This is a genomic window from Idiomarina abyssalis (assembly GCF_900116625.1).
In the GTDB taxonomy this organism is placed as follows: Bacteria; Pseudomonadota; Gammaproteobacteria; order Enterobacterales; family Alteromonadaceae; genus Idiomarina; species Idiomarina abyssalis.
In genome coordinates this window covers 235877-251438 of record NZ_FPBE01000002.1, presented here as the reverse complement: position 1 = coordinate 251438, position 15562 = coordinate 235877, and the positions used below count along the sequence as shown (strand labels likewise).

General features: G+C 47.2%; 10 protein-coding genes. 7 read left to right on the top strand and 3 right to left on the bottom strand.

Annotation, left to right across the window (positions count from 1 at the left end; translation table 11 throughout):
- Window positions 1-18: 18 nt before the first annotated feature.
- Entirely contained in the window at window positions 19-3030 is a 3012-nt protein-coding gene (locus BM359_RS06695) for a ligand-binding sensor domain-containing diguanylate cyclase (RefSeq protein WP_054489536.1), read from the bottom strand.
- Window positions 3031-3289: 259 nt separating this feature from the next.
- Between BM359_RS06695 and BM359_RS06690 the strand changes: the two genes are divergently transcribed.
- From BM359_RS06690 to BM359_RS06660, 7 genes are all read left to right on the top strand, one after another.
- Entirely contained in the window at window positions 3290-3823 is a 534-nt protein-coding gene (locus BM359_RS06690; RefSeq protein ID WP_054489535.1) for a hypothetical protein, read from the top strand.
- A gap of 18 nt (window positions 3824-3841) precedes the next feature.
- Window positions 3842-5125 carry a hypothetical protein gene (locus BM359_RS06685; protein WP_054489534.1) on the top strand — a complete coding sequence of 428 codons (1284 nt, stop codon included), beginning with the start codon at window positions 3842-3844 and terminating at the stop codon, window positions 5123-5125.
- Window positions 5126-5146: 21 nt separating this feature from the next.
- Window positions 5147-6574 carry a tetratricopeptide repeat protein gene (locus BM359_RS06680; RefSeq protein WP_054489532.1) on the top strand — a complete coding sequence of 476 codons (1428 nt, stop codon included), beginning with the start codon at window positions 5147-5149 and terminating at the stop codon, window positions 6572-6574.
- Window positions 6575-6615: 41 nt separating this feature from the next.
- Window positions 6616-8598 (top strand): SUMF1/EgtB/PvdO family nonheme iron enzyme, encoded by a 1983-nt coding sequence (locus BM359_RS06675; RefSeq protein ID WP_054489530.1) that lies wholly within the window; start codon window positions 6616-6618, stop codon window positions 8596-8598.
- 137 nt (window positions 8599-8735) lie between these two features.
- Window positions 8736-9506, top strand: a complete 771-nt coding sequence (locus BM359_RS06670) for a MotA/TolQ/ExbB proton channel family protein (protein ID WP_054489528.1) — start codon at window positions 8736-8738, stop codon at window positions 9504-9506.
- 13 nt (window positions 9507-9519) lie between these two features.
- Window positions 9520-10578, top strand: a complete 1059-nt coding sequence (locus tag BM359_RS06665; RefSeq protein ID WP_054489526.1) for a VWA domain-containing protein — start codon at window positions 9520-9522, stop codon at window positions 10576-10578.
- Entirely contained in the window at window positions 10578-11528 is a 951-nt protein-coding gene (locus BM359_RS06660) for a vWA domain-containing protein (protein ID WP_054489524.1), read from the top strand. Before BM359_RS06665 ends, BM359_RS06660 begins: the two co-directional genes overlap by 1 nt.
- A gap of 8 nt (window positions 11529-11536) precedes the next feature.
- Here BM359_RS06660 and BM359_RS06655 read toward each other — a convergent pair whose 3' ends face one another.
- A complete protein-coding gene (locus tag BM359_RS06655) occupies window positions 11537-13219 on the bottom strand; it encodes a GGDEF domain-containing protein (RefSeq protein ID WP_054489519.1) in 1683 nt (560 codons plus the stop codon).
- A gap of 103 nt (window positions 13220-13322) precedes the next feature.
- Complete coding sequence (locus BM359_RS06650; protein ID WP_054489517.1) at window positions 13323-15497, bottom strand: OsmC domain/YcaO domain-containing protein; 2175 nt, start codon at window positions 15495-15497, stop codon at window positions 13323-13325.
- Between the last annotated feature and the right edge of the window lie 65 nt (window positions 15498-15562).

Below are 15562 nucleotides of genomic sequence, written 5' to 3'. Positions count from 1 at the left end.
GTGTTTATTTATAGAAGGCTATTTAAAGGGGTTCGTATTGGCAACAAACCTGTTTCTTCCCTTTTCTTTGCCTTCGTACAGCGCATCATCTGCGGCTTTAATCCAGACCGCTAAATTGTCTTCTTCGGCATTGAAGCTGCTAATGCCTATCGTAGCGGTAATAGCTACCGGAATACCTTCGCAGTCGAGCTCTTGGTTAGCAATTGCCAGGCGAAGCCTGTTCGCAGTCTCTTCAGCTTTTTTAATGTTGAGGTTCGGTAAAGCGAGGACGAATTCTTCACCGCCCCAACGAGCAACAATGTCTTGCTCTCTGACACAGCTAGTGAGTGTCTGACTAACGGTTTGTAATGTGCTATCACCAGCGTTGTGACCGTATTTATCGTTAAACTTTTTAAAATGGTCGATATCAATAAGTAGGATGCTTAATGGCTCCTTGCTCTTTTGATGTAGTAGTATCAAACGCTGAAAACTGTTTTCGAACCCCCTGCGATTCAACAGTCCTGTCAGCGGATCTGTTTCCGATAATTTTTGGAGCTTTTCGTTTGCAAATTTGAGTTCATTCGTACGCAGCGCTATTTCAGCTTCAAGTTTAAGGTTCGCACGCTCCAACGTTTTAGTACGTAGTCGAATGGCAACATAAATACATACTATGAACACTGAGGTGCCAACAAAAAATGTCCAAAAGTTGTACCACCACGGCGCACGGACTACGAGTGACAAGGTCAGTGGCTTTTTACTCTCTATGCCTTGACTGTTTCTGCCTTGAACAGTGAGCTGGTACTTGCCCGGCGGTAGCGCGTTAAAGTTGAGTGAAAGATCAGTTGTCCATTCGCTCCATTGATCATTTACTCCTGATAATTGATAGCGAATTGAGTTCTTTTCGGGGGCCCGAAAATCAGTAATAGCGAATGATAAACGAAACCTTTGGTAATCTTCTGGCAAAATGAAACGTTTTGATGTTAAAGCGTATCGATCGGTAATATTTTCATCATTCACCTCAATAGAGGTCAATGCAGTATTGGCAACCACTTCTTTAATTTTAACCTGCTCGGGCGAAAATGAACTTGCTCCCGCTGTGCTACCAATGGTTACCTCTCCGGTAGAGGAACTGTCAATTGCGTGCTCTATAAAATTACTTGATGGCAAGCCATCGGCTTCGTTTAGTGTAATAATTTTATGAGAGGTTAAATTTAATCGAGCCAAGCCCAGTGACGTGATTACCCAGAGGTTACCGGTCTTATCTGCCGTTATGCCCAATATTCGGTTAGACGGTAATCCGTCAGATTCAGTGAAATGTTGGGTTGTTTTGCTTTGAGTGTTGTACTCCCATAAGCCGTTGTCGCTGCATAACCAAATGATGGTTGGCTTAAATGAGTATGCGCAGAGTAGAGTTTCGCTGTTGAAGGGGCCTTCTACTAGTGACTGGTTTGTTAGGTTAAGCAGACCTGAGTAGCCGGTCGCACTATAAATTCCCGAGCTTTCAACGGTGACGATGGAGTAAGCCTGATCGTTCCGAAGCTCGCCAAATTTTTGGTTGTGCCAGGAGAACATTCCCGAGTCTCGATCGAACTTTACGATTCCTTGGCCCCATAAGCCCAGTAAAATTGTGCCATCGTCTGATTCATGTATCGCTGTGACTGTATTTTCTTCAAGCCCAAGCTGAATCTCTATGGCATCTACCGGGTCGAGTTTGGGATTATCGCCCGGTGTTCTAAAAAGCTCTTGGTTGGTGCCCACCCATAGGTCGCCATGGCTGTCGGTAATAAGTACATTAACTTCTCTTACGGGGTACTCGTTGTTAAAAGGAAAAAACTGCCATAACTCGGTTACGGAATCGCGTTTATAAAGCCCCGCGGTGTTCGCTAGCCAAAGGTCGTTGTTATTGGCGTAATGTATAGCTTGTACGGGGTTGTCAGTGGCAGGCACATTAGAGAGGGCCTTTACGCCGGCTAACGGGTCGGTAAAGTTGTTAACTGTGGTTATACCTTTAAATAAACCTTGCGATCGAGTGCCAATCCATAATGTATCTGTTTTATCGAAGTGCAAGGAGCGAATGTCAACATTTTTAAGGGCTGCCCAGTCGTTTTTTTGTTTTATAAAGGTCCGGCTTTCGGTATTGACTTGGTAGAGCCCTTCGCTGGCGCCAACCCATAGCGAAGACTGCTTGCCGTTGTTGCTTTCAACAATCATATCGTTAACGCGTAAACTGGCCGGTGTTTTCACACCATCAAAGTGTGTCGGCTTGAACGTGTTGGTTTCATTATCAAGATAAAATAGCCCCTGAGCCGTGCCTACCCAGAGCGTATCACCTACCAACTCAATGGTCCGTACCTGATTTGCCCTGTTTTCGCCAATATTGTCAGGATCGACAAAGTACTGCTCCCAAGTTTTTAAGTCGAGTGAGACTTTAAAAACGCCCTGAGAACTGGCAACCCACAAGGCAGAACTTGATTCCGTAATCCACCATATTCGAAGGTTATTAAGAGGGTGCTGCTCTGCTAAAAACTTAAAGGTTAGGTCCTCTTGAATCGTCTGGCCGGGCTTAATGTATTGCAGGCCACCCAGTGAGCCAACCCAAAGACGGTTTTGGCTGTCTTTAAACAGGGTTTGTACACGATTGTTTTTGAGGTCGCTGCTGTTTTTGGTTTGTTTGAACTGATGAGTTTTTTGTGTTTTTGAATTCCAGGCAGCTAAACCATGACCCCAGGTAGCAGCCCAAATAATATCGTCGTCAATGAGTAACTTAGAAAAATCAGCCGTTTTTACTGAGGGTAGAACCGCTTCTGTCCAGCGAGAGAACTGATTGCCGTCATAACGCAGAATTCCATCGGTATCTGTCGCTAACCACAATAATCCGGTTGTATCCTGTGTTACTTGATATACAGAGGACTGTCTTGCCGCCATATTTTGAGCAACCCGCGAGAACTCTTTATGTCGCTGCATTGGGTTAGCGTTCGCCGTTGGGCTGACAGCGGCAATAATAGTGAAAACAAATAAATACGTTATTACCTCACTTACATACTTTTTCATAACATCATACTTTGCAGTTAATCACGGCTGTGAGCTTACGCTAGCCAGTCTATTTTAACAATATACTCAGTCTTCGTTTAACGAGTTAAAGAGGCGATTCCTTTTGAGTTAAAGGATACAGGGTGCGCGGAATAGAAAGCTCAGAGTGCAGTTAAAAGAATAAAACTTTCTGTTTACAGTTTATTTACACTTCTTTATATAATAATCTTAGCTTAATGTTTTGTTAGCGTTACCCGTAAGGCAAGGTTATAGGCCCACCGTGGATAAAATCAGCTCATCGATTATTAGTTTTAAATACGCTTCAGTCTCTTTGTTCGTTGCTTTTGGTTTAACAAGCGGAATGTCTGAGGCACAAGAGATTGGCTATTCCGACTGTTCGTATATTGAGTTTGATGACGTAGACCCCAGCACTCTCACACTGCAAGAGCGCATTGCTCTTGAAGAAGCTGCGCTCTTTGCGTCTTTGGATGAGTCTGCCGAGTGTATGGAAGCGGCAACTGCATCTGCCGCCGACAACCTTGCAGAAGCTGCGGCTGGCAGTTCCGGAGGGGGAGGCACATCGGGTTCAACCGGCTCGAGCGCAGGTGGTGCAACGGGCAGTGAAACACAACAGCAGTCGAGCTCAGCTGTATCGGAAAGCTCCTCAGTGGATACAAAAGATCATAAGCGTGGCAACAGCGGTAGTGGCAGTTCGGCGGTATGCGACGCGGTGAAAGAAGGTATGGCTTCTGCCACAACAGAAGCCGAAAAAGAGCATTTCAAAGGCCTGATGGCCGAATATGGATGTCAATAATTAATGGAAGACAGAACAATGAATACACTAGCTCAATTAAAAAAAATAAAACGATTTTCAGTCGTTATGACACTCTCCGCACTATTTACATTAGCCGGATGCCAGTCAACCCAAACCAATGTCACCAGTGTAGGCCCAAGTATGAGTGGCCCGGGCAGTTCTAAGGCGCTAGGAAAAGAAGAGCGCAGCTACAGCTATAATTCCAATGTTTATCTTAATGTCGCTATTCCGGTTTTTGACCCGGGTTTGCCAAAAGATGAGTACGGAAATATCGACGATGAAGAGTTGGTTGAGGAAGACATTTGGCCACAGGTACGTCGTTTAGAAGCCAATCGTTTTGCCGTTAATACTCGCGAAGCGCTTTCTGACACTAAAGCTTTTGGCGCTGTTAATGTTACGCCCGATGCCAACGTAAGCGCGGATGTTTATGTGCTGGGAAAAATCAATTATTCAGACACTGAAACGGTTGAAATTGGCGTTCGCGTTATGGATGCCAGTAACCAAATTTGGGGCGAGGAAGAGTTTGAGTTTCGCGTGGGTGAGGGTTTCTACCGCGATGCATTAAGAAAGGGTGAGAACCCGTACGGACCTATTTTTAAAAGCATTGCGGGTTATGTTTATGACTTGCTAATGAAAAAGTCCGATGAGGAAAAGAAAACCATTCAGGCGGTTTCAGATATGCGCTACGCCACTATGTACAGCCCTGAGGCCTTTGGAGGCTATTTGGGTGAGTCCAGTAACTTTTTCTCGAACCGTTCGACTATAACTTTGACCGGCGCTCCGGCTGAGTCTGACCCTATGTACCAGCGGGTTAACGTTATTAAGGCGAAAGACGAGCAGTTTATTGACTCGCTACAGGACAGTTACGACACGTTCTACGCAAGCACACACGATGCATATCGCACGTATCAGCAGGAAACGCTTCCGGTTGCTATTGATATACGCCGGAAAAAAGAAGAGCGAACGCGTGCTCAGGTTGGCGCCGGTATTTTAGCAACAGCGGCAATTTTGCTGGGCAAAAACTCCGGCTCTACAGCTGGCCAGGTAGCAAGTGCGGCAGCAGGTTTAGGTGCGGTATACAGCTTAAGCGAAGCAATAAAGACTAACCGAGAGTTAGGCACACAGCGTGCGTTGCTTGATGAAATGGGTCAAAACCTGGACATTAAAGTAACCCCACAAGTTGTTGAGCTGAATGAGCAAAACATTGAGTTAACCGGTACCGCCGGTGAGCAGTACGCGCAATTACGCGAAAAGCTGAAAGAAATTTATGACCTTGAATCAACACCATTAACTCAGCTTTAATTCACTCAGGGAAGGGTAACAATGTCGTCTGTCGATGAGCAAATAGCGCAAAGCCGGGCTAAAAAGAAGAGAGTTATTGTAACTGGCGTAATTACCTCCGTTTTTGCCTGTTTGCTGATTGGCGTTGTCGTTACCTTACTCGCCTATTTCCCGGTTTCTGGCGGCGACACGCCGGTAGCCGAGGAGAAAGGTGAGTCGCAGGCTAGTTTAGCTAACCATGCAGTAGACAGAAAAGCGCTGCAAACGGCTTTGAACGAGACTAACCAGCGTGTTTCCGAGCTTGTTTCTAGCCCGTATTTGTCGAAGTGGAAGCCTGTCAAAGTTGAGGGTTTTCAGGCCGACATAGATCAGGCTTTTAATGACTATGGCGCCAGTAATTATAGCCAGGCGCAAACCACTATTGAGCAACTCAATACGGATATTACAAACTACCAAAGCGCGTTTGAAGAGGCTTATAAGCAGGCTTATGAAAACGCAGCACAAGCCTTTGCTGCAGACGACATTAATGAAGCCGCTCAGTTGAATGCTCAGGCTTTAAAGGTAAAAGGCGACTCTAGCGACGCGCTGGCGTTGCAGAAGCGCATAGACACCTACCATGAAGTCGCTGATTTGTATGAACAGGCCAGAGTGGGCGGTGTAGAAGGTAACATAGAGAAGCAGCGTGCTGCTTATCAACAAATTATAGAGCTTGATCCGCAACAGCAGGATGCAAAGGCAGCCTTAGCGAAAGTGGAACAGCAAATTAAACAACAACGTTTTGCTCGTGCTTTGGCAACGGCGGTGAACGCGATTGATCGCAAGGACTTTGATCGGGCCCAGGAAGCATTAGCCAAAGCTTCGGCGATAGACAACAATCGACCGGAACTGGCAACCCTACAGGCGCAAATTGACGCTGAGTTAAAAAGCCAGGGTATGGAGTCGCTGGAAAAGCGAATTCAGGTATTTGCAGGGGCTGACGAATGGCAAACCGTGCTGATACTGGCGGAAAAGGGGATGGCTGATTACCCGGACAGCCAGGTTGTGCAGCAGGCTAAACAAAGCGCAAGTGAGATATTAGCAGCCAGTAGCGCGCTGGATGTTTATATTGATAGACCGGATCGTCTTGCCGATAACAACATTCGTCAAAATGCTGTGAATGCGGTTTCGCGCTACAGCGGGCTTACGCAATTGAGCGCCAAATTGGGTGAAAAAATAAGCCAGGTTGAGCAGCTAATTGAGCAGGAAAATCAACCCATAGACGTAACGGTTCGCTCCGACAACCGAACCTATATAAAAGTATTAGGTGTTGGGGTTGTGGGTGAAGTCAGAGAAAAAACCATTCAGTTAAAACCGGGAAAGTATCAATTTGAAGGCAGTCGCGAAGGATACCGCTCAACCATTGTCGATGTTGTGGTGGAGAAATCAGGCACACCTATTGTTATTAACGTTCAATGTAACGAACGCGTTTAGCATCATTTAGCGAAAAATAATAAAAGAACAGGAGAGACTTCGTGAACTCACTTGACGAAGCCATTGAAAAAGGACGACGTAAACGACGGTTAATGGCTATTGGCTTCTCGGTCGGTACTCTTGCACTGCTGGTTATTTATTTTGGCTGGCTGTTTTTAACCAAAGGTTACAGTTTTACGGTAAAACCGGCAGAAGCCGTGCAAACTCAGCGCTTTGCTGTTCATTCTGGTGTTGGCTTTTTCATCGACAACAAATATTACGCGGTAGGCTCTGGTGGCCTTGTAGCCGTGTCGGCCGACAAATACCAAACCAAAGAAGTGCAGGTAAACGACAACAGCCCTTCAACTATTGAAGTTGAGCTGGAGCCTAAGCCCGCAAAAGTGACGATAACAACAGAGCCGGGCGCAGACAATATTGTCTGGTCAGTTAACGGTGAGCAGCGCGAAACGGCTTCTACCTTTGAGGGTGAGTTTGCTCCGGGAACTTATACGGTGTCGGCCTCGCATCCGGCTTACGAGCCGACCTCAGTTGCTATTGAAGCGCTAATAGACGGTAAAGTTGAAGAACAAATTCGGTTAACTCCTATTAGTGGCACTATCTCTATTAATTCCAGCCCGGCTGGTGCTGCGGTTACCCTTGACGGCAAAGAGGTTGGGTCAACGCCGGTAACCGTTGCTAAAGTGGGTGGCGACTACTCTGTAGTGGTGAATTATCCGGGGTATGAGCCGGTCACGGACACCGTGTCTTTAAACGCGCGCAACAAAGAACCGAAGCGTAACTACCGTCTTCAGCCCGTTCAGGCAACGGTCAATGTCTCAGTGAGTCCGAAAGGCGGTGCGTTGCTGGTCAACGGAGCGCCGGCAAAAAATCCAATTAGTGTTGATGCCAATAAAGAGCACGTTATTCGTTACGAAAAGGCTGGCTATATTAAGCAAAGCCAGACCGTTAAATTAGGGCCAGCGGAAAATCAGCAGCTGAGCTTCAGGTTGACGCCAGAAATGGGCGATGTGGCCTTTGCTGCAAACGAGCCAAGTGAAGTATACATTAATGGGCAGAAGCAGGGCGTAACGCCTTTTCGTGCCAGGCTACAGACGTTGCCTTCACAAGTTGAATTCCGAAAGAACGGGTACCGTACCGTGAAACAGGAATTTCAGCCAAGCAGCGAGCGAACTTTGAACGTAAAAGCAGAAATGCTGCGCGAGTTTGATGCCAGAAGAAAAGAAGGCAAGCCTTTGTTTGTCAGTACTCTGGGTATTGAAATGAGCCGCCTGTCACCGAAAAAATTCACTATGGGGTCACCGGTTAATGAACCTAGCCGTGGGCGTAATGAGCATCAGGTGAAAGTAGACTTTTCGCGGGACGTATGGATATCGCGCCATGAAATTACCGAGGCGCAGTTCGCCGCGTTTAAAGGCTCTGGTGGTAAAACTAAAATGCCGGTTACGAATGTGTCCTGGGACGAGGCTGCGTTATTTACCAACTGGCTGAGTGAACAGGAAGGCCTGCAGCCTTTTTATAAAGTCAGTAATGGTAAAGTGGTGGGAACCGATGCGAGCTCGCGAGGTTACCGCTTGCCGACCGAAGCCGAATGGGAATACATTGCCAAAATTAATCGCAGAGCTGACTCTACTATTTATGTGTGGGGCAGCCAGGAACACCTGCGTGACAAGCAGGGCAACTTTGCCGATGAGTCTGCAAAAGGTCAGCAAACTTTCATTTTACGTGGTTACAATGACGGTTTTGCCGGTAAAGCCCCTGTCGGCAGCTTTAAAGCAGAACGTGGCGGCTTTTTTGATTTAGACGGTAACGTCAAAGAGTGGGTGCACGACAGTTATACTTTGAACCCGCCCGACCTTGACCGGGTTTATACCGACTACCTGGGCGCGTTGCGTGGTAATGGCCATGTGGTAAAAGGCGCGTCATACAAAGTCGGACGGTTGAAAAATATTCGTGCCAGCGTTCGCGACGGCGAAAGTGCTTCGGCAGAGGATATCGGCTTTAGAATAGCCCGGTATCATGAGTGATGAGGAGAAACATCATGAAAAAACGCGTGATTTTGGGCGTCATACTGCTGGCTCTGGCCGGCAGCGCGATGGCTTATTTTGTGTCTTTGGATGCACCACAAGATTTCCCCACCAACATTTAACGCCCGGAATGCATAATGTCTAAAAATAATACGCTTTCAATGAGCCCTAACTTTTTTGTCAGTGGTGGTGTGCTACTGGCTATTTTTACCCTTGTACATTTGCTGTATGCAGGACTTATTCGCCCGGCGGCCGAAGTGGCAATGGCAGAGCAAGGAACCGAAGCTCTAACTGCATTCTCGGTCATCTTCAAAGATGTTGAACAGCAGGTGTGTATTTCGCTCATGTTGTTTTGTCTGTTCCTTATGCTGTATAAGCTGTGGCGGTTAATTGACGAAGAAGAAATATATTCGCGCGACTTACTGGAAAGCTACGACAAGTCTGAAGCGCTGGACGTTGATGCAGCATTAAATGACTTAGAAAGCTCGGCTTATAAAGAGACTCCCGCATACAGCACCTGGATTAACTGTATTCGTCGTTTTAAAAACACCAAAAACGTTCAGCACGCCGCTGACACTATTGAGTCGTCGGTAGACAATATTGCCATTCAGTTAGAAAGCGGCAACAACATGATCCGCTACATTATCTGGGCTATTCCGTCTATTGGCTTCGTGGGTACGGTGCGCGGTATTGGCTCGGCGCTGGCGCAGGCCGACAAAGCACTGGATGGTGACATTGCCGGTATGACTGCATCACTGGGGGTAGCTTTTAACTCGACTTTGGTGGCGCTGTTTATTTCTTTGATTCTGATGTTGTTTATGCACTTGCTGAACAGCCGTCAGGACAAGATGGTGATCCGCACGCAAGAGTCCTGCGAGAAGCATTTGCTGTCTCATTTACACAGTTAATTGAGCGACTCAGATGCGACGAACACGCCAGGCTGGCGACGGCTTTAATCTATCTTTTCTGGATGTCATGGCATGCGGGCTGGGCGCCGTTATCCTTATTTTCATTCTGGTAGACTTTAAAGCCTTTACGCCCGAGCCCTCGGAAGAAAAGGAAAAGCTCGAACAGGAATTGGCGGCGTCAATGGACGAGCAGCAGCGCCTGAAAAAATCCATTGACGAAATCAATGACAAAATTGCGCTGGAGTCGGCTAAGCAGGAAGACTCTAAAGAAGCGAAAAACGACACCACACAAGATCAAACCAAAGCTTTGCAGGACTTGTCGACTCAGTTGGCTGTTGTTGCCGACCTGGAAAACCAGTTAGCGGCTTTGTCCAAAGAAGTTGAGAAGTCAGCCAACGTTGAGCTTTCGGGTACGGGTGAGCAGAACTTTATCACCGGCATGAAGGTGGAAGGCGAACAAATAGGCATTCTGGTGGATAAGAGCGCCTCCATGATGGGCGACAACTTAATCGACGTGCTGAGCAAGCTGGCTTTAAGCGATGGCGACAAAGTGTCTACCGCTAAGTGGATAAGAACCCGCCGGGTTGCTCAGTGGTTGCTGGCACGTCTACCGCAAACCTCAAAAGTGAGTGTGGTGACGTTTTCCAATACGGCGGACCGTTTAGGGCAACGGAACGTTAGCACTGCCTCAGTCAGCGGCTCTATGAACTCTATTGTGAAGGACTTAGGCGCGGTTGTGCCAGAGGGCGGAACCAACCTTCAGCTGGGTATTAGCACGTTATTTGAGACGAACCCGGATATTACTGACGTATACATTGTAACGGATGGGCTGCCAACATTGGGAGACGGCCTGCCGCTTTCCTGTCGTAATTTTATTTCGACGAAAAAATCTATTTCCTCAGACTGCCGTCAGGCATTGATGGTTGAGACCATAAAACGTGCGCCTAAAGGTATTCGCTACAATATTATCCTTTTGCCAATAGAAGGCGACCCTTACGCTTCACCGCTTTACTGGAACTGGTCGCGGGTAAGTGGTGGCACCTTCTTATCACCAGCTCCGGAGTGGCCATAATGAGAAAAATTCAGCGTGCGCCAATTGAGGTTTTTAACCTCTCATTCCTGGATATTATTTCTTGCGCTTTTGGTGCAGTTATTATGCTGGTACTGCTGGCGAAAAATGGTACAGAAGACACAGAACGCGGACCGGCTAACCTCAGTACCTTAGTTTCTGAAGTGCTTCAGGCCCAGCAGTCGGTTGAAGAATTAAAAGGTGCTTTGTCGGACAAACAAGACGAACTGTCTGCCGCCGAACAGAAAACGGCTTCAGTGACCGAGCAGGAAAGAAATTTAGAAAGCTCTATTCCGCGGGCGCAGAAAACCTTACAGCAACTGCAGAATAAAGCGTCCTCGTTACGAGCCGAAATACGGCAAGCCACTGCAATGCTAAACACTCCTAACAGCACGGATACGCCGGACGATGACGTCGGTGGTATTCCTACCGATGCGGAGTACGTGGTGTTTGTGATTGATAACTCAGGATCGATGTCCGGAGGCAACGGCTGGAACCGCGTCATTAGTGTGGTCAATGACATTATTGAAAGCCACCCTAAAATGAAAGGGTTCCAAATTATGGCCGCTGATGGCGACTTTATGTTCAGTAGTAAAGCTGGTGACTGGTTGCCAGATACCAAAAGCTTCAGGCAAACGGCTATGCAGCAAATGCCAAACTTCACCGGCGGTAAAAGTGCGCCTGAGCTGGGTATTCTGAAAGCCATTAACCTTTATAAAAAAACCAAGGGCACAACCAGCATTTATGTTTTTGGTGATGATTATCGGGTAAATAATCTGGATGCGATAGTTCGGCAGATCACGAGTCAAAATAAGGGCGCGGACGGCAAGCCTGTAATGCGCATTCATGGTATCGGCTTTAGCCGCGCAAGTGGTAACGCAGAAACCTTCGCTGCCTTTATGCAGGCTGTGGCTAAACGTAACCGTGGTGCTTTCGTCGGGCTGAACTTTTAAGGTTTAAATTAAAGGTCACTCGCCAGAAAAACCTGATCACGGCCCGACTGCTTACCTCTATACAACGCTTTATCGGCGCGGTTGAAGAGTTTGGTCCAATCATCGCCGGGCTGCACTTCTGCCACGCCTAATGTCACTGTCACAAAAATATCGTCGCCATTTTTCGAGAATTTATGTGCTGAAATTGTCGTGCGTAGCTTTTCTGCCACTGCGGCGGCGTCAGTCTGGTTAGTTTCCGGAAGCAAGGCTGCAAATTCTTCGCCGCCAATTCGGGCAGCGGTGTCGTGAGAGCGAATGGCATTTTCAAGGAGCGAGGCAATTTTTATGATCACTTCGTCACCAAAGGGGTGTCCGTAAGAGTCGTTGCAGTTTTTAAAGTGGTCGATATCAAGAATGATAAGGCTTAAAGGGCGGCCGTTTCGCTTTGCGCGTGACAGCTCTTTGTCCACTTGCTCTGTAAAATAGCCCCGGTTGTATATTCCGGTCATTCTGTCGGTGGATGACTTTTTCAAAAGCTCCAGTTCTAATGTTTTTTGCTCTGTAATGTCTCTGAAGGTACCAATTAGCGTGTAGCCATCGTCTTGCAGCTCAGCGAATTCCTCAACCCAAATATAATGCCCGTCGGCATGTTGCATACGGTGCTGAATTTGAAGTTTATTGTTGTCAGGGGTGAGTCTTTCAAGCGATTTAATATCTTCCAGGTCGTCCGGGTGAACTAAACTGTTGAAGCGCTCTATCGAAGTGTTGGAATCCGTTTTCTCTAATCCAAGTAGCTCCCTAACCATTGTAGAGCGAACTAATTCGCGGGATTTCAAATTCGCCTGCCAGTGACCAACACGACCGACTTGCTGAGCACGTTTCAGTTCATCATTTGTCCGCTTTAGCTCAAGTTCCAGAGACTTTTTATCAGTATTATCAATAAAAAGGCCGTTCCAGATAAGGTTCTCTTCTACTTGCTTGTCCGGTACGGCCCTGCCTGATATCCAAACCACTTTCTGCTCAACCATAACCCGGAACTCAAACTGCCACGCAGTGAGCCTGTTGCTGGCATCTTCCAGGCTTTCAATAAGAGGCTCCCGATCATCTGGGTGTACTTTGTCAAAAAAGGCCTCGGCAGAGTCGGCTAATTCGCTGGGTGATATATCAAACAGCTTTTTGGAGTGAGCACTAATTAGCGGAAACGAAATGTCAGAGCGACTAACGAACCGTAATTGATACAAGACGCCGGGAAGAATGTAGTTCAGTTGACGGAGTTGCTCCCGGGTTTTTACCAAGTCTTCAATAACCGTAATGGTGCCGACAAACTGGTCCGCGTGGTGCGTCGATGAAGAATGCTTTCTGATTAGGTCTTCGACCCAGAGGTAGTCTTCGGTTTTGTGTTTAAACCGATATTGACGTCTTAGTAATCCTTTAAAGTCGGCCTGTTGCCAACGGGAGAACTGGTCATTAGCAATGCTTATATCATCGGGGTGTACATTGCCATACCACCAATCTTCCAGGTTGTTTATAGTCGCCCTGGGATAGCCCAAAGACCGTTCAACGTCGTTAGAAATAAACGCGGTTTCAGGGCCCCCATTGTCTGATGACATGGGTGTTCTAAAAACGATGGACGGGATGTCGTCAACAATAGCCTGAAACTCATCAATGGCATCGAGCGGGTCAGTTCCGGCAATAAGACTGTTTTGAATCAAATGCTTACTCTGCTACTTAAGATCGTTCTGAAAATTGTACAATTTACAAACAACGATCTTATCCCTTGCCGGAACTTTTGTACACTATGCCAGAAGGAGTAGTCTACTTTGTTCTGGCGGTGTGTAGCTTCTTATAGCTCTCTATAAGGCGCAAGTGTCTGTCCAGACCTTCCAGTTGCATATTGGTCGGTTCCAAACCGTGGAAGCGCGCAGTGCCTTTAACAGAGCCTATAACCGCTTCAATGGTTTTTTCGCCGTACATGCGGCCTAAGTTGTAGCGATAGTCTTCTAATTCCAGTTCTTCGTCCAGAGTAATCTCAAGCACCGCTTCAACAGCGCGATAAAACAACGTACGCTCAACCGTGTTGTCGTTGAACTGCAGGAACATTTCCACATATTCGAAAGCGTCGTCATGGCGTTGCAGTGCAAGGTAAATAAGCAGCTTCAATTCAAGAATAGTGAGCTGACCCCAAACCGTGTTTTCATCAAACTCAATACCAATCAGGGTGATAATATCCATGTAGTTATCAAGCTGACTGTCTTCTAAGCGCTCAACTAAGTCTTCTAGCTGATCGTCGGTTAAGCGGTGCAGGTTGAGAATGTCTTCACGGTATTGCAAAGCTATATTGGTGTTGTCCCAAATGAGGTCTTCTACGGGGTAGACTTCCGAATAGCCCGGGACCAGAATACGACACACCGGCGCGCCAAGGTCTTCATGCACGGCTACGTAAGCTTCTTTGCCCATGTCCTGCAAAATGCCAAACAGTGTATCGGCTTCTTCCTGGTTAGAGCCGCTAAAGTCCCATTCAACGAATTCAATGTCAGACTTAGCGCTAAAGAAACGCCAGGACACAACGCCCGACGAATCAATAAAGTGCTCAACAAAGTTGTTTGGTTCGGTCACAGCCATGGAGTTAAAGGTTGGTGCCGGGAGGTCGTTTAAACCTTCAAAGCTTCGGCCTTGCAATAACTCGGTCAGGCTGCGCTCCAGCGCCACTTCAAAGCTTGGGTGCGCACCAAAAGAAGCAAAAACACCGCCGGTGCGTGGGTTCATTAAGGTAACACAGGCAACCGGGAACTGACCGCCCAACGATGCGTCTTTAACCAACACCGGGTAGCCTTGTTCTTCTAAGGCTTTTATCCCTTCCTGAATATTCGGGTACTTGTTAAGTACCTCTAGCGGTACGTCCGGCAGGGCAATTTCTTCTTCAATAATTTGCTTTTTAACGGCGCGCTCAAAAATTTCTGATAAGCACTGAACCTGTGCTTCGGGCAGAGTGTTACCCGCACTCATACCGTTACTTAAATACAGGTTTTCAATTAAGTTCGATGGAAAATAGACCGTCTCGCCGTCGGAATGACGCACAAACGGCAAGGACACAATACCGCGGTCAGCACGGCCTGAGTTAGTATCAATTAAGTGTGAACCTCGCAGCTCGCCTTCCGGGTCATAAAATTCACGACAGTATTCGTCCAGAATTTCGGTGGGAAGCTCGTCGTTTGCGCCGGGTTTAAACCATTTTTCGTTGGGGTAGTGTACGAATTCGGCGTTTGCTATTTCTTCGCCAAAGTATTGGTCGTTATAAAAGAAGTTACAGCTTAAACGCTCAATAAACTCGCCCAGTGCGGAGCATAAAGCGCTTTCTTTGGTGGCGCCTTTTCCGTTGGTAAAGCACATAGGAGAGGCGGCATCGCGAATGTGTAATGACCACACATGCGGGACAATATTACGCCAGGAAGATATTTCTATCTTCATGCCTAAGTCCGCCAGTATGGCGGTCATATTGGCAATGGTTTGCTCAAGCGGTAAGTCTTTGCCTTCAATAAAGGTTCTGCTGTCGCTGTCAGGGCGTATGGTCAGTAACGCCTGAGCGTCTTGAGTAATGCTTTCAACCGCTTCAACGTCAAATTCCAGATCATTTTCTATAACGCGCTTAACGGCACAACGCTCAGCTGCCCGAATAATGGCTTTGCGGTCTTTCTCGGAAACATCGGCCGGTAATTCAACCTGAATTTTGAACAACTGTTTGTAGCGGTCTTCCGGGTCGACAACGTTGTTTTGTGAAATGCGGATATTCTCGGTTGGAATATCGCGGGCGTCGCAATACAGACGAATGAAGTGCGCCGCGCACATAACGGAAGACGCCAGAAAGTAGTCAAAAGGGCCGGGGGCGGAACCGTCGCCTTTGTATCGAATGGGCTGATCCGAAATAACCGTGAAGTCATCGAATTTTGCCTCAAGGCGCATATTGTCGAGAAAGTTTACATTGATTTCCATGGGAAAATTAACCGCTGAACGAAGGTATTTTAAATATGAGCGTATTATGCCTGCTTTCAGTGTTG